The organism is Paraperibacillus marinus (genome assembly GCF_046237605.1).
Lineage (GTDB): Bacteria > Bacillota > Bacilli > Bacillales > DSM-1321 > Paraperibacillus > Paraperibacillus marinus.
Genome location: NZ_CP143542.1, coordinates 708,792 through 730,162 on the forward strand (window position 1 = coordinate 708,792; position 21,371 = coordinate 730,162).

The window sequence follows — 21,371 nt, forward strand, 5'->3', positions numbered from 1 at the left end:
ATAAGAAGAACCGCGAAAAGATTCAATTTTTCCGCAGTTCTTCTGTCATACCGTGCTGTCAGCAAGCCTGCTTCTTGCCGCAATTACTTCATGTATCAGGAGGGCAGCCAGTTTGACGGTCCGCCCGTCTTCATCCAGGCGTGGATTCACCTCGGCGATGTCAAAGCTTCTTACTCTGGGATGGGCAGCCAGCCGTCTGATCAGGAACCGGACCAATTTAGGATGGAGCCCGAATGGCGAGGGAGCACTCACGCCAGGGGCATGTCCAGCCTCCAGGACATCACAGCAGAGCGTCAGCATGCAGTCAGCTTTGTCTTCCATGAATTCTTCAAGCTTTTCCAGGCATCCTCTGAGATTATGTTCGGTGATATCTTCTTCTAAAATATAGGATGTGCCATATATACGGGCTGTTTCAAACAAATACTCTGTATTGCCCGCAGGCTGGATGCCGGCACAAAAATACCCGGCTTCACTGTTTCGGTCCAGAATCTGGCGGAACATGGTGCCTGACGAAGTCTCCTGTTCATAGGGACGCATGTCAAAATGTGCATCGATATTGACGATCCCGACAGACGGCATCTTGTCCAGGCTGTCTTCATACCCCAGATAATGCCCGAACGCCACCTCATGGCCGCCTCCGAGGATAATGGGAAAGATGCCTTCCGCAAACAGCCTGGAAACAGCGCGCCCCAGTTCTGCCTGTGCTTCTTCAAGCGCACCGCCTTCACAGACAATGCTTCCGAAATCAATCAGCCTGGCTCCTGAAGGCAGGGGAAGGGCAGCCAGGCTTTTCCTAAGTTCGTCGGGCGCGAGACAACTGCCGGTGCGCCCTTTATTCCTTCTGACTCCCTCATCGCTTTTAAAACCGATGATTCCTATCGCACCAGGCTTCGCGATTCCGGCCGCTTGAAAAACATCCATGAATTCCACAGCCTGATGCAGGCGGAACGCCTTAAGGTCCTCTGTGCTGTCCACTCTCCCAGTCCACATATGTGGCTCGCTTAACTCATACATGGTATCCTTCCTTTATATTGAAATTTTAGATAATTTATGTTCAATCAAATTATAAGCCTAAAACGTGCCGTTCTCCAGCGTGACAGGGACCAGTGCCGGGAGAGTTTTGGGAAATGGGGACTGTCCCCATAAGGAAGGCAGCAATGGCGCGGCTGAAAGGCTCGGGAAATAGGGGACTGCCCCCCTTTTTAGGAGGCTGTTTTATGCGACGGATGTTTGGTTTTTTGAGGAGGTACCGTCTCCCGGCGGGAGTGGCGCTCGTTTTTATGCTGGTGGAGCTGGCGGTGGAGCTTTGGCAGCCTTTGATTATTTCTAAGATTGTGGATGATGGCGTTATAGCTGGTGAGATGGGGGTGATTGCAAAATGGGGCGGGGTGCTGCTGGTTGTTTCGGTATTTGCCTTCATTGGGGGGATCATTAATTCCTTTTACGCCTCTCATGTGAGCCAGAGCTTTGCGTATGATGTGAGGCGGGATGTCTTTAAAAGGATTCAGTCCTTCTCATTTGAAAGCTTCAGCAGATTTCCTGCTTCTTCCCTGATTACCAGGATGACAAATGATGTGACACAGGTACAGAATACAGTGTTCATGGCCCTGCGCATTATGCTCCGTGCACCTCTTTTGATCATTGGCAGCACGATCATGGCTTTTACGGTGAATGCTAAATTGGCACTCGTGCTGGCTGCAGTGATTCCGCTGCTTATGATATTCCTCGGCTGGGTGATGAATAAGGGAGGAACTCTCTTCAAAACCGTACAGGTCAGGCTTGACCGGGTTAATAGTGTGATGAGGGAAAACCTTACAGCCATCAGACTGATCAAGGCGTTTCTCAGACGGAATCATGAAGAGGGCCGCTTTGGAGAGGCGAATCAAGATTTAAAAGGCCGGACCGTACATGCCTTAAGGATTATGGAGACTGTAAACCCCCTTTTGCTGTTGTTCATGAATATCTGTGTGATTGCCATCCTTTGGGCAGGAAGCGATCTGATCCAGGGGAATGGAGCAAAAGTCGGGGAGGTTGTGGCCATTGTTAACTATACAGCCAGAATCACTTCCGCCTTTTCGCCATTATCATTTATCATTGCGGCTTTCTCCCGGGCAAGGGCATCAGCAGCCAGGATTACAGAGGTTCTTGATATGGAGGACCCTATGAATGACGGAACCGGCACAAATTCAGCCGGCGGTCTCATACAGGGCCAAGTCGAGTTCCAGTCAGTCAGCTTTGCTTATCCGCAAACGTCAGGACATGTGCTCCATGACCTCAGCTTTAAGGTTAAGGCGGGCGAGACTGCTGCTATCCTCGGAGCCACCGGATCAGGCAAGACAACCCTGTTCCAGCTGATCCCCCGTCTATATGATGCATCAGGGGGAGATATACGCATTGATGGAAAACCGATCCGCACCTTCAAGCTTTCTGAATTAAGGAATCAAATCGGCTATGTGCCGCAGGAAGCCCTGCTGTTCACAGGGACGGTAAAAGATAATATAGCCTGGGGGAAGGAAGACGCCTCATATGATGAAATCATCAAGGCGGCGAAGGCTGCCCAGATTCATGAAACCATCATGAAGCTGCCCCGACAATATGATGCAGTAATCGGCCAAAAAGGTGTCAATTTATCAGGCGGCCAAAAGCAGAGGCTCTCCATTGCCCGTGCCCTTGTAAGGAATCCAAAGATTCTGATGCTCGATGACAGTACAAGCGCACTTGATTTGAAAACGGAGGCAGCCTTGCTTCAGGCGCTGGAGGAGTACCGCTGCACCACATTCATCATTACCCAGAAAGTTAGTACAGCCATGGACGCTGATACAATCCTGCTGCTTGAGGATGGCGCACTGCTCGCCGCAGGAAGTCATGAGTCACTTCTTGGAAAATCGCCCCTTTATTTGAAAATCTACCAATCGCAGTTTGAAGGAGGGCAGGAGGAAATATGCTAGATGAGCTGAAGAAGCCTTTTCAATACAAGCATGTCCTGGACAAACAAGAAATGGTGAAGGAACAGCTTCCGGAAAAAAAGAAGCCGAGGGCGAAGAATCAGCAAAAAACGCTGAGGCGGCTCTGGGGCTATCTTGCCGGTTATAAAAAACAGCTGTTCCTGGTCACCTCCATGGTGGTTCTAAGCTCCATATTCGGTCTGCTCGGCCCCTTCCTTGCCGGCCGTGCTGTCGACTGGTTCATCGTGACGAAGGAAAGCAGCGGGCTTGCTGCCGTGCTGGGTGCACTCGTGGTTATTTATATCCTGAACTCTGTGTCATTGTTCCTGCAGAATTACTGGATGATCGGCATTGCACAGGAAACCGTCTCTACGATGAGGGGACAGCTGTTTGGCCACCTGCACAGGCTGCCTATCCCTTTTTTTGATAAAAGGCAGCATGGCGAGCTGATGAGCCGCGTAACCAATGATATCGAAAATGTCAGCTCCACTTTAAACAGCTCAGTCATCCAGATCATCTCAAGCATCCTCACGCTTGCCGGCACCATATCGGTCATGCTGTATCTCAGCCCGCTCTTGACCTTACTTACTTTGATCATCATTCCATTAATGGCCGTGGGGATGAGGTGGATCACAAAGAGGACAGGGCGCCTGTTCAAATCCCAGCAGCGAAATCTGGGCGAACTGAATGGATTTATCGAAGAAATCATTTCGGGACAAAGGATAGTCAAAACGTTCTCGCAGGAACGCCGGGTCATGGATGAGCTGATGATTAAAAATGAAAGGCTGAAAAGAGCCGGATTTTGGGCATCCTGCTATTCGGGGTTCATTCCTAAATTGATGAATGGCCTGAATAATCTAAGCTTCACCGTCATTGCAGGGATAGGCGGATATCTGGCCTATAAAGGACAGATCACGATAGGAACCATCGTAATTTTTGCTGAATACTCCCGGCAATTCACCCGGCCCCTCAACGATCTTGCAAACCAGTTTAACACCGTACTTTCTGCGATTGCGGGGGCGGAGCGGGTATTTGATATTATGGATGAGCAGGAAGAAGCTTCGGATGAAACAAATACCCTTCAGCTGACAGAGGTCACAGGTGAAGTAGAGTTCCAGGACGTCTCATTTTCCTACAGCAGTGAAGGCACCACGGTCGAGCATATCTCCTTCAGGGCTGAGCCCGGTGAGATGGTCGCCCTGGCCGGCGCAACAGGCGCTGGAAAAACGACCATCATCAACCTCCTTTCCAGGTTTTATGAGGCCAATGAAGGCAGCATCTTGATTGACGGCAAGGAGATACGCAGGATAAAAAGGGAAGATCTGCGGAGTCATATGGGGTTTGTGCTCCAGGATTCCTATCTATTCCAGGGTTCAGTCCGGGATAACATCCGCTATGGCAGGCTGGATGCCTCCGATGAAGAAGTGGAGGATGCGGCAAGGCTCGCCAACGCTCATTCCTTTATCCAAAAACTCCCCGGTCAGTATGATGCTGTCCTTAAGCAGGATGGAGGAGGGATCAGCCAGGGCCAGAAGCAGCTGCTGTCCATCGCCAGGGCTATCCTCGCAGATCCGTCGATTCTGATTCTGGATGAAGCCACCAGCAGCATTGATACTATAACCGAAATTAAGATCCAGGAAGCGCTGCAAAGACTGATGAAAGGCAGGACAAGCTTTGTGATCGCACATAGACTGAACACGATTCAGCAGGCAGACCAAATCATCGTGCTGAACGAAGGCCGGATTATTGAAAAAGGTTCACATGAAGAACTGCTGAAGCAAAAGGGTTATTACCACAACCTTTTCAGCGGCCAGCTGCAAAAGATGAATGCTTGATTTAGGTAAAATGGCCCTTCTTTTTACAAGTATAGGCTGCGCATATTTTGCTGTGATTGTGTTACGATAGAATTACTCAGAGCACATTAAAGGAGCAGCCAAGTATATGAGAGTAAAACTGATAGCAGCCCTTGCTTCACTGGCAATCCTCAGTTCCTGTTCTGCGCTGCAGGATTTTAGCGATTTTACAGCCCAGGACTCAAACTTAGGGTCAGAAAGCAGAAAAACAACAAAAACAGTTAAAGCACCAGTCAAACAGCTGCTGGATGTTCCCCTGCTGAACCAGATGGAAACCCCGAGGCTGTACAATGGCTGTGAAGTGACCAGCCTGGCCATGCTGATGAACTACAGGGACATTGATGTGACAAAAAATGAACTGGCTTCTGCCATTAAACGGGTCCCCCTAACCTATCAGAACGGGGAAAAAGGAAATCCGAATGCCGGCTTTGTCGGGAATATGGAAGACGGCCCGGGCCTTGGAGTCTATCAAGGACCCATTACAAAGCTTGCCAGGAAATATGCTGGCGATAAAGTCAGAAACCTGACGGGCCAGCATTTTGACGAGCTGTTGAATGAGGTGGGAAGCGGTTCCCCGGTATGGATTATCACCACGGCGGAATTTGTCCCAGTAAATGATTTCATTGAATGGTCCACTCCTCAGGGGAAAATCAAGGTAACTTATAAGGAACACAGCGTTGTGATCACGGGGTATGATCCCCAGTATGTTTATGTCAATGATCCTTATGGCCATAAGAACAGGAAGCTGCCGAGAGAAAACTTTATCAAAGCCTGGAAGCAGATGGGCAGCCAGGCATTGACCATAGAGGCTTAAGGGGTTGTCCCATAAAGGGACAGCCTCTTTTTTGAGAAAAATATAGGAACAAGTGTTCTTGTTTTTGTTTTTGAACTTGTAATAAAATAGAAATAAAGACTCAGGTTATACCAAATGCAGAAGGGAGGGATGGAATAATGAATAGAGAAAACTTTTTTGATGAAAAAGAACTGAACAGGCTGATCATCGCTGAACTGAAACAATACAGGATTCTGAAAGTGCAGCTTGAAAACATTCAAGAGAGGGAGCGCGCCGGCATTGTGGATCTGTTTCCTTCTGTAAGGGAGACGGGTGATACTTCTTACTTAAAAGTATTGCAGATCCAGCGGGCATTGGAAGAGTCGCTCGATCCGCTTGAGAGGGAGCTGATAGAGAAGAAATACCTGGGCCAGTGCGACCCGACTGATTTGGAAGTATATCTGGAACTTGGGATAAAAAAGGCTAAATATTATGCGAAGAAGAAGGAGGCACTGAAAGCACTCGCCACAGCACTGGGGGTAATTTAAGGATTTCTGCTGAGGATGAAAGCCGGCTTGCTTCCGCTTTGCTTTGGTTTGTCGTGAAAAACCATCGAAAGCTGAAAGGAACCAGGCTTTCCTTTTTTGAAATTTATAAGGAATTCCCGTGTATAGAGGCTGCCCGCCCTCCGGACAAAACCTGGAAAAAAAGAAGATAAACGAGGCACCACGCCGCCTTCAATAATAGTTGTAAAATGGATATAGAACAAGTGTTCTATTTTTGACAATTAAGGAGGCGTGCTTTATGTATTTTGGTTTGTCTCTAAGCTGTAAAAGTTTCATGGACTGTTTAATGGAAGCTGGAATATATGTTGCCGGCGGGATGGACAAGCTTCTGCTTTCCTGGTTTATCCTGGTCTGCTGCGAGTTGGCAGGGAGGGCCGTCTGGCTTATCTGCAAAAAAGAATTAAGCTGTAAAAATGCCATACACTCCATTCTGAAAAAAATGTCTTCTCTGATACTCCTGATCGCGGCTGTCCAGATTGATATTGTAATGGGCAATGCAGAGCAATTCATCAGATCAGCGGCCATTGTCTTTTTAATCGGCAATGAGGGGATAGCGATAATGGAAAACCTCAAGAACCTGGGTCTGCCTGCCCCGGCAGCGGTTTCCAGAATAATGGACCTGCTGGGCGAAAAGGATGAGGATGGGCCCCCAGGCGATTAGCATGGAGAGCGGCATAGAAACGGGAACCGCTATACAAAGCCGGGTCCCGGTTTTTTAAAAACTGGATGAAAACGGAATAAATCGACAAATCCCTCCAGCAGGATTATCTTGTCTTCCACGGGGTATCTAATATCGTGAAAGCAAAAATTTCTATTGGAGGTATGATGATGAATAAGAGAGTAGTAGGCGTATACGACCATGGAAATGATGCCATTAAAGTCATCGAGGATCTACAGGCAGAGGGCTATGAAAGAGATGAAATCTCAGTCATTGCCAAGGATCCTGAAGATGTGCACGAGATAACGGATGAAACAGGAACAAAAGCAGGCGAAGGAGCAGCTGCAGGGGCCGCTACCGGAGGTGTGCTGGGCGGATTGACTGGATTCCTGGCGGGAGTCGGTGCCCTTGCCATACCAGGAATCGGGCCAATCCTTGCGGCAGGGCCGATTGCCGCGACGATTGCCGGTGCTGCAACAGGCGCAGGCGCAGGCGGCATTGCCGGTGCTCTTGTCGGTATGGGTATACCGGATGATGAAGCAAAACAATATGAAACCGACATTAAAGAAGGGAAAATTCTCGTTCTTGTCGACGATAAGGACGGAGCTTTCGATGGTTCAAGAAGAATGGATCAAAGTGAAGGAATCGGCAGACAGGGCGTAATCGGTGGCATTGGCCATACAGACAGGCCGGGAAGCCTGGACAGGGAACAGGGTCTGTCTGATTCCCGGACAGTGATCAGGGGCGGACGTGACAGTGGACTGGAACGGGGCGGCCTTGAATCTGAGCTGACGAGCCATACCACTGACAGGCACAGCGTACGGGAAGGAATCCTGGAAGAACCGGACGAGCATGGCCGCAGTGTGGATCCACACAAAGAGACATCCTTTGGAGAAAGCTTCAGCGGACGGAAGCTGAGTGACGATGAAGGGTTTGGCGGACGTCCCGTACCGGCAGATGGAGAAAATCTCCGTGAACGTGCAAATGCTGCCGCAGATGATACAAATGTACATGGCGGTTTGAATCTTGCAGGAAATGACGGCTTCCGTGATGAAACGAAGCGTGATACAGGCGATGAGACCGTGGGCAGGGACTGGGATGAAGACCGGGAAATCAGGGACCGCCAGCGCCGTATTGAAGAAACGAGCGACCCGCTTCTTACTGGAGATCCGATGGTGGATGCCACCAGGGGCGGCAGCAGGGGACCTGCATCTTTTCGGGATAACAATGGAATCGTGACGGATGATGCATCAGGACAGGAAGGAAGGCCATTCCGCCGCGACAATGACAGCGATGACCCGATTGTTTAAGAAATAGATGGAAGGCTGGCCGCCAATAGGCGGTCAGCCTTTTTTAATGGAGTTTTTGCGGGGTAATTCTAAAAACAGGTTTTTAAAATCCGGGAAAAGGCTAAAATACCAGTAAATTATTTTAGGAGGATACAAGATGGCGAATAATCGGAATAAGACAGCTGTAGTGACTGGAGGCGGTTCCGGAATCGGGGCAGCGGCGGCCATGAGGCTGGCTTCAGAAGGGTACAAAGTCTGCATCATTGACATAAAAGAGGACCGGGCTCAAAAGGTCAAAGAACAGATAGAGGAAAAGGGCGGTACCGCTTTTGTACTGAATGTCGATGTATCCGATCCTAAAAGAGTGTCTGAAGCAATTGACAGAGTGAATAGTGAATGGGGGACCATAGATGTCCTTTTTGCCAATGCGGGGATAAACGGTGCCGTGACATCCATTGAGGAAATGGAGCCGGACGAATGGGACCAGACCATTACAACTAATTTAAGGAGCACCTTCCTATTTGTGAAATATTCCATTCCGCATATGAAGGAAAATGGCGGCAGCATCATCATTACCAGTTCAATCAATGGCAACAGAACATTTAAAAATATCGGCTTCTCCGCCTACAGCACATCCAAGGCTGGACAAACAGCGTTCATGAAGATGGCAGCGCTGGAGCTGGCCCGATATAAAATAAGGGTGAACGCAATCTGTCCGGGTGCCATAGACACGAACATCGAACAGAATACCTTTAAGGACGAAGCGCTTGAAGAAGTAAGCATCCCGATAGAGTACCCTGAAGGAAGCCAGCCGCTAGAGCAGGGTTCCGGCAGTGCTGAACAGGTTGCTGACCTTGTATACTTCCTGGCATCTGATCAATCCTCTCATATCACAGGTACAAAAATTTATATAGATGGGGCAGAATCCCTGCTTTAAAAAACTGGCGTATGCCGGTTTTTTTGCGAAGGGCTGTTTTCGCAAACATTGCGGGCTGATGAACAAGAAAGCTGATTTCCATTCAATCAGCTTGTTAAGTAATTTCTCCTCTTAGACCTTCTTAAATAACAATCCTTCAAAAAAGACCTTTGTACCATGCTTGTCGGAAAATGCAGATTATTCTACATTTTTGGATTCCCCAATAGCTTTTTTGTGGTAAAATTTATCTAATATGTTAAAAAAGAGGGTGCGGAATGAATAAGGGATTCAGCAGGCAGGAACCGGGAATAACAGCAGGTCAAGGTGATTCTCTTTTAGTTGGAAGGAAGGACATTAGCGGACGAGGCGGTAAGACAGGCGGCCGGATTGTCTGCATAGGCGGTGCGCACGTAGACAGGAAAGCCGTCTGCAAGGATGAAGTGCACTTTGAAACATCAAATCCAGTCACCACGTCCGAAATGTGCGGCGGGGTGGTGAGGAACATAAGTGAAAATCTGGCAAGGCTGGGCGTGGATGTATCGCTGCTCAGCTGTGTCGGCCGTGATAAAGAAGGAGATTGGATCCTTGAAAACAGTGCCCGGCATGGAGTGAATATTGACTCCGTACTCAGGAGCCGGGATCGAACAGGTACTTATACCGCTCTTCTGAACACAGATGGAGAAATGGTCATTTCCATGGCCGACATGGAAATTTATGAACAGTTATCAGTGACTTATTTAATGGAGGTGTGGCCCCTGATAGAAACGGCGGACTTTGTGGTGATTGACACCAATCTTCCGGAGGCAAGCCTGTTTTATACGATCCAGCGGTGCGTGATGGAGGGGATACCGGTCTATGTGGATCCTGTTTCAGTCCCAAAAGCAAAAAGACTGCTGCCCATGCTGAACGGCATCCATTGCATCCTGCCGAACAGGGAAGAAGCAGAGATATTGTCCGGTATGAAAATTGAGTCTCTGAGCGACTGCAGGAAAGCGAGTGCGCTCATTCAGGAGAGCGGTGTTAAACAGGTAGTGATCACCCTGGGGAAGGACGGAGTTTATGGGGCAGATGGAGAAAGCACATTCCATCTGCCCGCATTTCCTGTAGAGGTATTGGATGTGACCGGGGCAGGCGATGCCTTTACGGCAGGCTTCCTTTACGGACTTTCTGAGGGAGAGGCGTTCAGGCATGCATGCAGGATTGGATCGGCAGCAGCTGCGCTTGCCCTGCAGTCCAATCTGTCAGTCCACCCGCAGTTTGATGTTCCCCATATATCAGCAATCATGAAGGAGAATGTAAAATGAACAAATATCTGTCTTTTTCCGATGAAGTCCGGAATGCTTTAGATAAAGGTCTGCCGGTCGTCGCCCTTGAATCCACAATCATTTCCCACGGAATGCCATATCCACAGAACGTCCAGACAGCCTCCGAGGTAGAAGAGATTATCCGGAGGAATGGGGCCGTGCCAGCCACCATTGGAATTATGGGGGGGTTTATTAAAATTGGGCTTACAGCAGAAGAGCTTGAAGAGTTTGGCAGCAGCCCGGATGTGCACAAGGTGAGCCGGAGAGACCTCCCCTATATCCTTGCTTCCGGAAAAATGGGGGCGACCACTGTGGCGGCAACCATGATAGCCGCCCAAATGGCCGGCATCCGGTTCTTTGCTACTGGAGGGATTGGCGGTGTACATAGAGAAGGCGAAAATACAATGGATATATCAGCAGACCTGACTGAGCTCTCACAGACCGATGTGGCTGTTATCTGTGCGGGAGTGAAATCGATTCTGGATATCGGCAGAACGCTTGAATATCTGGAAACAGAAGGAGTGCCGGTGCTGGGCTATAAAACGGCTGAGTTTCCGTCCTTTTATTCCAGGGAGAGCGGATATAATGTGGATTATCCGTTGGACAGCCCGGAAGCTTGTGCTGCCATGCTCTTCACTAAGTGGGACCTGAACCTTAAGGGAGGCGCGGTGATTGCAAACCCTGTTCCCGCAGAACACGCAATGCCAAGGGAAGAGATTGAAGCTGTTATTCTATCAGCCTTGCAGGAGGCAGGGGAAAAAGAAGTGCGCGGCAAAGAAATAACCCCGTTTCTGCTTGCTCGGATCAAGCAGATTACGGAAGGCCGCAGCCTTGAAACAAACATTGCGCTAGTAAAGCACAATGCAGAGACCGCTGCCAGGATTGCCGCGGCTTACAGCAGACAAGAAACGGTTTTTTTGTCATCATGAGAAATATAAGCGGAGGCGCCATGCTATTTCAGGCGCCTCCTTTTTTTGCGGCTGAATTAATTATTTCTGCTCTGGGAACTAATTACCCATGCAAAATCTTGTAAAATCCTCATAAACTATTATACCAATATTCTGAATTATTAGTATAATAGATGATAGAAAGATTGAGAAGGGGGAATATTTTTGAAAGCGCTTAAATCAATAGTGATCTGGGGTCTGGTTTCAGCTCTGGGTGCTGCAGGCTTTGGGATGCTTGCCTTGAATCAAGGGGAGACAATCAATGCGATATGGCTGCTGGTGGCGGCTGTCTCCACATACGCTGTAGCCTATCGTTTCTACAGCAGATACATAGCAAGAAAGGTGTTTGATCTGGATGACAGCAGGAAGACACCGGCTGAAATTCACAACGATGGCAAGGATTATGTGCCGACAAATAAATGGGTGCTGTTTGGCCACCACTTTGCAGCAATTGCAGGTGCGGGGCCGCTGGTCGGACCGATCCTTGCCGCCCAGATGGGCTATCTGCCGGGAACGATCTGGATCATTGCCGGGGTAGTGCTGGCAGGTGCTGTCCAGGATTTTGTCATTCTTTTTGGCAGCATGCGCCGAAAAGGGAAATCGCTGGGTGAGATGATAAAAGAAGAGATAGGACCGGTAACAGGATTTATCTCCATGGTGGGTATCCTTGGAATCATGATTATCCTGCTTGCGGTCCTGGCGCTTGTTGTGGTCAAGGCGCTGATCGGCAGTCCGTGGGGAATGTTCACGATAGCCGCAACCATTCCGATAGCGATTTTCATGGGAATCTATATGCGCTATATCCGTCCGGGAAGAGTAGGGGAAGGCTCGATTATCGGAATTGTTCTCCTGATTCTGTCCTTATACGGGGGGCAGTATGTGGCGGAGCATGAAACACTCAGTGCCATGTTTTCTTTCAAGGGAGAGACGATTGCACTCATGATGATCGCCTATGGCTTCATCGCTTCCGTCCTGCCGGTATGGATGCTGCTTGCACCACGGGATTATTTAAGTACTTTCCTGAAAATCGGGACGATAGCGGGCCTTGCCGTCGGCATATTAATTGCCGCTCCTGAGCTTCAGATGCCTGCGGTTACGAAGTTTGTGGACGGAACAGGTCCGGTTTTTGCAGGGAATCTCTTCCCATTTTTATTCATTACGATCGCGTGCGGTGCTGTTTCGGGATTCCATGCTCTAGTGGCCTCAGGGACAACGCCAAAAATGATGGAACGGGAATCACATGCCCGGCCGATCGGCTACGGGGCCATGCTTACAGAATCATTCGTTGCCGTAATGGCCATGATTGCAGCCTGTGTTTTGACTCCAGGCATCTATTTTGCCATCAATAGCCCGGCTGCTGCAATCGGCGTGGATGCTGCCAGTGCGGCCAAGACAGTCACTGAATGGGGCTTTACCATTACGCAGGGCGACCTGACTACACTGGCTGATGATGTTGGGGAAGAAAGCATCATTTCAAGGACAGGCGGTGCACCGACGCTTGCCATCGGCATGGCCTATTTGTTTTCCAATGTCATCGGCGGCAAAGCGCTCATGGCATTCTGGTATCACTTCGCTATTTTATTCGAAGCTTTATTCATTCTGACAACCATCGATGCAGGGACGAGGGTGGGCAGATTCATGATCCAGGACCTGCTCGGACATGTGTATAAGCCGCTCGCAAAAACTGAATCCCTTTTTGCCAATATTCTCGCGACGACGATCTGTGTGGCGGGCTGGGGCTATTTCCTCTATCAGGGAGTCATCGATCCGCTTGGAGGCATCAATACCCTGTGGCCGCTGTTTGGGATAGCGAATCAGATGCTGGCGGGAATCGCCCTCCTTCTCGGCACGACCATCCTTTTCAAGATGGGGAAAAAGGCATATGTCTGGATTACACTGATCCCGACCACCTGGCTCCTGATCGTCACGATGACGGCCGGCTGGCAAAAGCTTTTCCACAGTGATCCGAAAATAGGGTTCCTTTCACATGCAAAGGTGTTCAAGGCGGATCTGGATGCCGGTTCGGTCAGGGCACCGGCTGCCACTGAGGAGCAGATGAGGCAGGTTCTGATGAATGATTATGTGGATGCGGCATTATGTGCGGTCTTCATGATTGTTGTTATAGCGGTTCTCATCTCTGCCATCAGGATATGGGTGAACGTCCTTACCGGCAAGACTGTCACGCTGCATGAAGAACCATATGTTTTAAGAAATGATGAGGGGGATAAGAAGCAGTATGCTGGATAAATTATATTCTGCCTTAAAGCATAGAAAACAGTTCATCAGCCTGCTTGTAGGAGTCCCGAGTTATGAGAAATACGTGGAGCATATGAAGGAGCATCATCCGGCTGAGGAAATTCAGACCAGGAAAGAATTTTTCTGTGAAGCCCAGGAGGCCAGGTATAATGCCAAGGGCGGCAGAGTATCGAGATGCTGCTAGGCATCCTCGGAATAAAAACTAAGATGAGTTTTCTGTCGCAGGTGCGTGCACGAAAAAAGAACTGGACAGGAGCAGGAACAAACACAATAAGCGGTGGAGTGGAGCAAGGCACAGCAGGATTGCCATGATGTTCACACCTGGCTGCAGGAAGCCTCCTGGCCAGATCAATACCTTTTCCACAGAAAAAAGCTGTCCGGAGCATTGCGCTCGAAAGGACAGCTTTTCATTTGCATTAATGCGGGAAAAACAAGAGCTGGATGACGAAAAGAACGGCAAAAATATAAACCAGCGGATGGACGCTCTTCCATTTCCCTTTGGCTATCTTCATCAATGGATAAGATATAAAACCAAAGGCAATACCGGTCGCGATGCTTGAAGTGAGCGGCATGGTCAGGATGACGATGAATGCCGGGAAAGCTTCATCAAAATCGTCCCAGGTGATATACCGTACATTGCTCAGCATGAGTGCGCCCACAATGACAAGGGCGGGGGCGGTGATGGCTGAAATTCCGGACACGGCACTGACTAACGGGCCAAAGAAAGCAGCCACCCCAAAAAGAAGGGCTACGAATATGGTCGTCAAGCCGGTGCGCCCGCCAGCAGCGACGCCTGATGCCGATTCAATGTAAGCAGAAGTCGGGGTGGTCCCGAACATGGAGCCGCCAAGTGTTCCGACTGCATCCGCTATTAGGGTCCGCCCTGCGCGCGGAAGTTTATCCCCCTTCATCAGGCCGGCCTGCTTGCTCACTCCAAGCACGGTGCCGGTGGTGTCAAACATTGTCACAAGGATGATGGAAAAAATGGCAGGATATAAACTATGTTCGATCACATCCGAAATGGCGCTGGCCGGATTATAGGCAATCAGGCCGTCAGGAAGAGATGGTACAGAAACGATGCCCTTATTGAATTCGAGCTGTCCGGTAAGACTTGCAATAATGCCTGTCAGGACAATGCCGATAAAAAGGGCGCCAGGTACATTCATGGTCATAAGAACCAGCGTTACCGCAAGCCCTAACAGGGCAAGTACAACCCCAGGCGAGTGAAGGTCGCCAAGCCCCACGAGATTGGTTGGATGAGCTTTAATGATCCCGGTAAGGCGCAGGCCGATGAAAGCAATGAACAAGCCGATACCTGAGGTGATCGCATGCTTAAGGTTCTCAGGTATCACTTCAATCAGGAGTGAACGCAGCCTGGTAAATGAAAGCAGCAGGAACAGAATTCCTGTCACGAATAAAGCTGAAAACGCTTCGTGGTATCCAATGCCGCTGTCAGCCTGGATCACAGTATAAGCAAAATAGACATTAGTTCCCATTGCGGGTGCTACGGCAATAGGGTAATTTGCTGCCAGTGCCATGAACAGGGTGCCGATGATCGTTGCAATGACGGTGGCTGTGAAGCCTTGTTCAAAAGGCACGCCCACGTCAGACAGGATGAGCGGATTTACGACGATAATGTAAGCCATGGTAAAGAAGGTAGTCAGGCCCGCGACAAACTCTGTTTTAACAGAGGTCTGATGTTTTTTTAAGTCAAACATGATGAACTCTCCTATTTATAAGGTTAGGATAAAAAATCTCCTTACATAGACTACCATTTGACAAGAGCCAATTCAAAGCATATCATCCTGAACGCTGTCAGGGAGCGTTTTCAAATTGAATTTCCAAAATTATATGAATTAACAAAACCTTTTATAATTGGTATCCTTAAAGAAGGGTTGGTATATTGAAATAAAATATTGATATAACAAAAGGGGGATTTTATGGATTACGGAGTCATTATTTCTATTGTTATTTACATGGCGGGGATGCTGCTGATCGGCTATTACGCGTACAGGCGAACTGCCAATCTGACAGATTATATGCTGGGCGGCCGCGATTTGGGGCCGGCAGTTACAGCCCTGAGTGCCGGAGCGTCGGACATGAGCGGCTGGCTCTTGATGGGACTGCCGGGAGCGATGTATGTAAGCGGTATCAGCAGCGGCTGGATCGTTGTCGGGCTGACCGCGGGTGCCTACCTGAACTGGCTCTTTGTGGCCCCAAGGCTCCGGACTTATACGGAGGTGGCAAATGATTCTATAACCATCCCGGACTTTTTGGAAAACCGCTTCAAGGACGGTGCCCGAATTCTTCGTGTCGTCTCGGCACTCGTTATTTTAGTCTTTTTTACCTTTTATTCATCTTCCGGAATGGTTGCAGGAGGAGAATTATTCAAGACCGCATTTAATATGGATTATAATATCGGCCTGTGGCTGACAGCAGCTGTTGTTGTATGCTACACATTATTTGGCGGCTTTCTGGCTGTCAGCTGGACTGACTTTGTCCAGGGGACGATTATGTTCATTGCCTTGATCATTGTACCGGTTGTTGTCCTCGTCAACCTTGGAGGCTTCGGTACAACGTTTTCAGAAATAGAAAGCATTGACCCGACCCTTCTTTCCGTATTTAAAGGAGCGACTCCAATCGGCATCATTTCACTTCTTGCCTGGGGACTTGGCTACTTTGGCCAGCCTCATATCATTGTCCGATTCATGGCTATCTCTTCTATCAAGGAAATGAAGAGAGCTAGAAGGATCGGAATGGGCTGGATGATCTTTTCCATTGTGGGCGCCATGTTCACCGGCCTGCTCGGGATTGCCTATTTCTCGATCAATAATGAAACGCTTAGAAATTCAGAAACGGTGTTCATCGTGCTTTCCGAGCAGCTGTTTCCGTCTCTTCTTACAGGTTTCTTCCTGGCAGCCATCCTGGCAGCCATCATGAGCACTATTTCATCACAGCTGCTTGTTACCTCGAGCGCGCTGACCGAAGACTTTTATAAGTCATTCCTCAGGAGAAAAGCGACAGACCGGGAACTGGTGCTGGTCGGCAGGCTTTCGGTGCTGGGCATTGCCCTGATCGCCATCCTCCTTGCGATTAATCCGAGCGACACGCTCCTTGATCTGGTCGGGTATGCCTGGGCAGGATTTGGCGCAGCTTTTGGACCGGTGATACTCCTCAGCCTGTATTGGAAGAGGATGACGAAATGGGGGGCGCTAGCCGGCATGCTCACCGGAACGGCTACTGTCATCATTTGGGAACTCATTGAATCACTGGAAAAAGTGTATGAACTGATACCTGGATTCATTGCATGCGGTGTGGCAATTATCCTTGTCAGCTTATTAACTTCCAAGCCGGAAAAAGCAATCGAGTCTGAATTTGACGAAGCGGTCAAAAGGCTGAAGTATTAATATCGAAAACCCTGTCATGGCTGCATGACAGGGTTTTTTGTGGAAAAGAGCGTATCTGCGGGTAGAAAATCCATAGTTGTTTTTATAGAGAATAATATCCCTTGATTTTCCTAATCAGGGAGGCCAATTCTTTTTCTTTGTTTAAGTTTGACAGCATACCTGTAATGACAGGCATCCTTGGCGTTTTCTGCTGTATTTCAGACTCAATGACGTCCAGGGAGATGAGGATATCCTCGGATTCTTTAAAATCCTCGCGGGCAGAACGGATGGCCCCGATTAAATCCTCCCGCCCAATCTGTGCAGCCGGAAAGTGGAATTTGGATAGCTCCTGGAGGACATCCGGTTTGAATAGCGGTGCCTCGTCTGCTCCCATCAGGCCCTCTGCCAGATCATCTGTCCTCCTGAGTATATACCGCGCCAGTTCATGCAGATCCAGCTTCAAGCCCATGAAAAGCAGAAGCTCGAAATAAGAATGAATCATTCCCTGAATCAGCAGGGTAAGATCCCATGCATATCTGTCTATCCTGCTTCCATACACCGCACAGACCGAGGACCTTATATTTTCAGCAGCCCCGGCCCTCATTTTTTTAATGGTAGAACCAATGGATTCGTTGAAGGGAATCGCATGCTCCCTCGTCTGCATGATGATGAAGTCCTTCTGCTCCAGGAATGCTTCAAACTGGCAGACAAGATGCTCAACAAATAATTCCCTTGCCGGGAGATCCAGCCTCTTCAAGTTATCTATCTTGATCTTTATTTTTTCATAATTATATTTGAAGATTTCGAGGAGCAGTCCTTCCTTCGACTTAAAATGAAGGTAGAAGGCGCCTTTTGAAATTCCTGCTGTGTTTGCGATTTCTTGTATAGAAGTGGAGTCAAAGCCTTTTGCTGCAAAGAGCCTGATGGCGGAATCCATGATTATTCTTTCTTTTTCCTTCAACTTCTTCACCGTCCAGATTTGATGTGGGAAAAGATTATTAACGTTTTGTGAATAAGCCCCGGGTCTTATTGACTATTAATGACCGGTCAGTTATATTATTGGATATTATGACCGATTGGTCAACAGCTTATTCAAATTTAAAAATGGAGGATGAAATGAACAGTATTATTAATTTTACACTTAAGAATAAAATGGCTGTATGGCTGATGACAATCATTGTGGTCGCAGCCGGCCTGTATTCAGGACTCAACATGAAGCTTGAGACCATACCAAATATCAGCACACCGGTCCTGAGCATTACTACTGTGTATCCGGGTGCCACGCCGCAGGAAGTCGGGGATAAAGTTTCAAAGCCGATAGAGCAGGCGGTCCAGAGCATGAGCGGTGTCAAGGTGGTCAGTTCGACTTCCTTTGAAAATGCATCATCTGTCCAAATTGAATATACGTATAAAACCAATATGGATGATGCCAAAAAGGAAGTGGATGAAGCCTTATCCGGACTTGCTTTTCCTGAAGGAACACAGGATCCCAAGGTTTCTAAGCTCAGCTTCAATGCTTTTCCCATCCTGACGCTCAGTACAGCAAGTGAAGGCCAATCCCTTGCTGTTCTTACCAAAACAGTAGAGGATGAAATCGCGCCGGCACTTGAAGGAATCGACGGCGTCTCTTCCGTGCAGATCTCAGGCCAGCAGGTGGACGAGGTAAGCCTGCAGTTTGATGAAGATAAAATGCAGGAGCTTGGACTTGATGAGGAAACAGTCAAAAACATAGTAAAGGGATCGGACGTAAACATTCCTTTAGGTTTATATACGTTTAAGAATACACAAAAATCTGTCAAGGTGGATGGCAATATTACCACTCTTGAAGACTTGAAGAACATCGAGATTCCAGTAACCGGCGGCGGGGCAGGTTCTGCTGCCGGCCAGCAGGGAACAGGGCAGCAGCCGGAGAGCCAGAATCCGGGTGCCGGCACAGGACAGGTGACCGGAGGGTCAGCATCTCCGAAAATGCAGCCCCCAGCAGGTGCATCGCCCCAAATACCGACAGTTAAGCTTTCAGAGATAGCTAAAATTGAAGAAACTGGCAAGGCCGAGTCCATTTCCCGCACAAACGGAAAGGAAGCCATTGGGATTTCCATCGTCAAATCGGCTGACGCCAACACAGTGGATGTCGCAAATGACGTCAAAGATAAAATGAAGGATTTTGAGAAGGATATAAAAGGACTGGACACTGTGTATACATTTGACCAGGCAGAGCCGATCGAGGAATCCGTTTCCACGATGCTGAATAAAGCGTTATTCGGTGCAGTCTTTGCCATGATCATCATTATGCTGTTCTTAAGGGATTTTAAATCGACCCTGATATCGGTCATTTCGATTCCGCTGTCCCTATTGATTGCCATACTCCTCTTGAAACAGATGGATATCACCCTGAACATGATGACGCTTGGTGCCATGACAGTCGCCATCGGACGGGTAGTGGATGATTCCATTGTTGTTATAGAAAATATTTACCGAAGAATGACGCTTGAAGGAGAGCAGCTAAGAGGCGGAGACCTAATAAGGGAAGCCACCAAAGAAATGTTCAAGCCAATTCTCTCATCCACCATCGTGACCATTGCGGTATTCCTGCCGCTCGGCCTCGTAACAGGGATGATTGGAGAACTATTCCTTCCGTTTGCGTTAACGATCGTGTTTGCCCTTTCTGCATCCCTGCTAGTCGCGATCACCGTTGTTCCGATGCTCGCGCACACCCTGTTCAAGAATGGTGTCAAAGCAAAGCATGAGAATGGACCAGGCAGGCTTGCAAGCTTCTATAAGCGCCTGCTCAGCTGGACGCTGAACCATAAAATCATCACTTCAATAATCGCCATCCTGATGCTTGCTGGAAGTCTGTTCCTGATTCCGGTCATCGGTGTGAGCTTCCTTTCATCTGAGGAAGAAAAGATGATGATTGCAACCTATAAACCAGACCCTGGTGTCACAAAGGAACAGGCTGGGGATGTGGCTGAACGTGCTGAAAAACTGTTACTGGACCGGAAAGGTGTCAAGACCACACAGCTTTCCCTTGGAAGCGAAAACCCGATGAACCCGGGTGACAGCAACAGCGCCATTTTCTATGTGCTGTATGAAGATGACACACCTGACTTTGAAAAGGAAAAAGAAAAAGTCATTAAAGAGCTGCAGAAGTCTACAAAAAATGGCGAGTGGCTCTCGCAAAACTTCAGCTCAAGCGGTGCAAGCAATGAAGTCAGCATGTATGTTTACGGAAACAGCGTTAAAGAAATCGAGCCGGTCATCAAGGATATCCAGGATATCATGAAGAAGGATGACAACTTCAAAAACGTGGACTCAAGCCTTTCAGAGACCTATGAAGAATATACCTTCACAGCCGACCAGAAAAAATTGAGCTCCCTCGGCCTGACTGCCAGCCAGATCGGCATGGAGCTGAGCCCTGAAAGAGAGCGGCCGGTCCTGACTCAAATCGTAAAAGACGGAGAAGAGCTAAATGTCTATATTCAGGCCGAAAAGGAATCATTTAAAGACATTTCCGACCTGACAAATAAAACGATCACTTCACCGCTTGGCATAGAAGTGCCAATCAAGGATGTGGTGAAGGTTAAAGAAGGAGAGACTGCCAATACAGTAAGCAGGCGCGACGGCAAAATATTTGTCGAAGTAAGCGGTGAACTGAAGACAGACAATGCTGCAAAGGCTTCTTCCGACCTTCAAAAGAAGGTAGATAAACTGGATCTGCCATCGAGCATAGATGTCGATATGGGCGGAGTTTCAGAGGATATCAATGAATCCTTCAAGCAGCTTGGGCTTGCGATGCTTGCAGCCATCGCGATTGTCTATCTTGTAATGGTTATTACATTTGGCGGCGGGCTGGCTCCTTTTGCCATCCTGTTCTCCCTGCCATTCACCATCATCGGCGGACTTCTCGGCCTGTTGATTGCTGGTGAAACCCTGAGCGTGTCTGCCATGATCGGAGCCTTAATGCTGATCGGCATCGTTGTAACCAATGCCATCGTCTTGATTGACCGGGTCATTCATAATGAAAAAGACGGAATGAACACAAGGGAAGCACTGCTTGAAGCGGGCACCATCCGTCTCCGTCCCATCCTGATGACAGCCATTGCCACAATCGGCGCCCTTATTCCGCTTGCCATCGGAGCAGAAGGCAGCGGGATCATCTCGAAAGGTCTCGGTGTTACCGTCATCGGCGGACTCACAAGCTCTACCCTGCTGACCCTGGTCATCGTACCAATCGTATATGAAGCCCTAAGCAGGATTAAAAACAGAAAGCGGCGCAAAGCTGCATAAGAGTTGAAAGAAACCCCGCACTTTTTAGATAGGTGCGGGGTTTCATTTGAATTCTTTTCATCAATTTCTGGATTGGTTATATGGACTTTTAATTGGCTTCAGGTAATGGCGGGGTGCGAATATTTTTATGACCGATTCTCCTGGCAGCGGAGCTTATTTAGGTCATAAAGATTCTTTTAAGACCACTTATCC

The 21,371-nt window shown here is 48.6% G+C and carries 15 protein-coding genes and 1 pseudogene; 13 read left to right on the forward strand and 3 right to left on the reverse strand.

Annotation, left to right across the window (positions count from 1 at the left end):
- Positions 1-45 precede the first annotated feature (45 nt).
- A complete protein-coding gene (gene hutG / locus V1498_RS03640; RefSeq protein ID WP_409296952.1) occupies positions 46-1,014 on the reverse strand; it encodes a formimidoylglutamase in 969 nt (322 codons plus the stop codon).
- 203 nt (positions 1,015-1,217) lie between these two features.
- Between hutG and V1498_RS03645 the strand changes: the two genes are divergently transcribed.
- The 11 genes and pseudogenes from V1498_RS03645 (at position 1,218) to V1498_RS03695 (ending at position 13,690) form a co-directional block, all read left to right on the forward strand.
- A complete protein-coding gene (locus tag V1498_RS03645) occupies positions 1,218-2,948 on the forward strand; it encodes an ABC transporter ATP-binding protein (protein WP_409296953.1) in 1,731 nt (576 codons plus the stop codon).
- Positions 2,942-4,780, forward strand: coding sequence for an ABC transporter ATP-binding protein (locus V1498_RS03650; protein ID WP_409296954.1), 1,839 nt, complete (start codon positions 2,942-2,944; stop codon positions 4,778-4,780). Before V1498_RS03645 ends, V1498_RS03650 begins: the two co-directional genes overlap by 7 nt.
- A 106-nt stretch (positions 4,781-4,886) precedes the next feature.
- Positions 4,887-5,612 carry a C39 family peptidase gene (locus tag V1498_RS03655; protein ID WP_409296955.1) on the forward strand — a complete coding sequence of 242 codons (726 nt, stop codon included), beginning with the start codon at positions 4,887-4,889 and terminating at the stop codon, positions 5,610-5,612.
- A gap of 137 nt (positions 5,613-5,749) precedes the next feature.
- Complete coding sequence (locus tag V1498_RS03660) at positions 5,750-6,118, forward strand: ArpU family phage packaging/lysis transcriptional regulator (protein WP_409296956.1); 369 nt, start codon at positions 5,750-5,752, stop codon at positions 6,116-6,118.
- 256 nt (positions 6,119-6,374) lie between these two features.
- Positions 6,375-6,797 carry a phage holin family protein gene (locus tag V1498_RS03665; RefSeq protein WP_409296957.1) on the forward strand — a complete coding sequence of 141 codons (423 nt, stop codon included), beginning with the start codon at positions 6,375-6,377 and terminating at the stop codon, positions 6,795-6,797.
- Between the two features lie 167 nt (positions 6,798-6,964).
- Positions 6,965-7,396 (forward strand): annotated as a pseudogene (locus tag V1498_RS03670) (general stress protein); the annotation flags it as partial.
- Between the two features lie 844 nt (positions 7,397-8,240).
- Positions 8,241-9,020 (forward strand): SDR family oxidoreductase, encoded by a 780-nt coding sequence (locus tag V1498_RS03675; protein WP_409296958.1) that lies wholly within the window; start codon positions 8,241-8,243, stop codon positions 9,018-9,020.
- 254 nt (positions 9,021-9,274) lie between these two features.
- On the forward strand, positions 9,275-10,303 hold the full coding sequence (locus tag V1498_RS03680; protein WP_409296959.1) for a carbohydrate kinase family protein: 1,029 nt from the start codon (positions 9,275-9,277) through the stop codon (positions 10,301-10,303).
- Positions 10,300-11,232 (forward strand): pseudouridine-5'-phosphate glycosidase, encoded by a 933-nt coding sequence (locus V1498_RS03685; RefSeq protein ID WP_409296960.1) that lies wholly within the window; start codon positions 10,300-10,302, stop codon positions 11,230-11,232. The genes V1498_RS03680 and V1498_RS03685 overlap by 4 nt, the downstream gene beginning before the upstream one ends.
- Positions 11,233-11,415: 183 nt before the next feature.
- On the forward strand, positions 11,416-13,497 hold the full coding sequence (locus V1498_RS03690) for a carbon starvation CstA family protein (RefSeq protein ID WP_409296961.1): 2,082 nt from the start codon (positions 11,416-11,418) through the stop codon (positions 13,495-13,497).
- Positions 13,487-13,690 (forward strand): YbdD/YjiX family protein, encoded by a 204-nt coding sequence (locus V1498_RS03695; RefSeq protein ID WP_409296962.1) that lies wholly within the window; start codon positions 13,487-13,489, stop codon positions 13,688-13,690. Before V1498_RS03690 ends, V1498_RS03695 begins: the two co-directional genes overlap by 11 nt.
- Before the next feature lie 232 nt (positions 13,691-13,922).
- Here V1498_RS03695 and V1498_RS03700 read toward each other — a convergent pair whose 3' ends face one another.
- Positions 13,923-15,224 (reverse strand): NCS2 family permease, encoded by a 1,302-nt coding sequence (locus V1498_RS03700; RefSeq protein ID WP_409296963.1) that lies wholly within the window; start codon positions 15,222-15,224, stop codon positions 13,923-13,925.
- A 222-nt stretch (positions 15,225-15,446) separates the two neighbouring features.
- On the opposite strand from V1498_RS03700, the gene putP reads away from it, so the two are divergent.
- Positions 15,447-16,913, forward strand: a complete 1,467-nt coding sequence (gene putP, locus V1498_RS03705) for a sodium/proline symporter PutP (RefSeq protein ID WP_409296964.1) — start codon at positions 15,447-15,449, stop codon at positions 16,911-16,913.
- An 82-nt stretch (positions 16,914-16,995) separates the two neighbouring features.
- On the opposite strand, the gene V1498_RS03710 is transcribed toward putP, so the two are convergent.
- On the reverse strand, positions 16,996-17,853 hold the full coding sequence (locus V1498_RS03710; RefSeq protein ID WP_409296965.1) for a TetR/AcrR family transcriptional regulator: 858 nt from the start codon (positions 17,851-17,853) through the stop codon (positions 16,996-16,998).
- 155 nt (positions 17,854-18,008) lie between these two features.
- On the opposite strand from V1498_RS03710, the gene V1498_RS03715 reads away from it, so the two are divergent.
- On the forward strand, positions 18,009-21,179 hold the full coding sequence (locus V1498_RS03715) for an efflux RND transporter permease subunit (protein WP_409296966.1): 3,171 nt from the start codon (positions 18,009-18,011) through the stop codon (positions 21,177-21,179).
- The last annotated feature ends 192 nt before the right edge of the window (positions 21,180-21,371 follow it).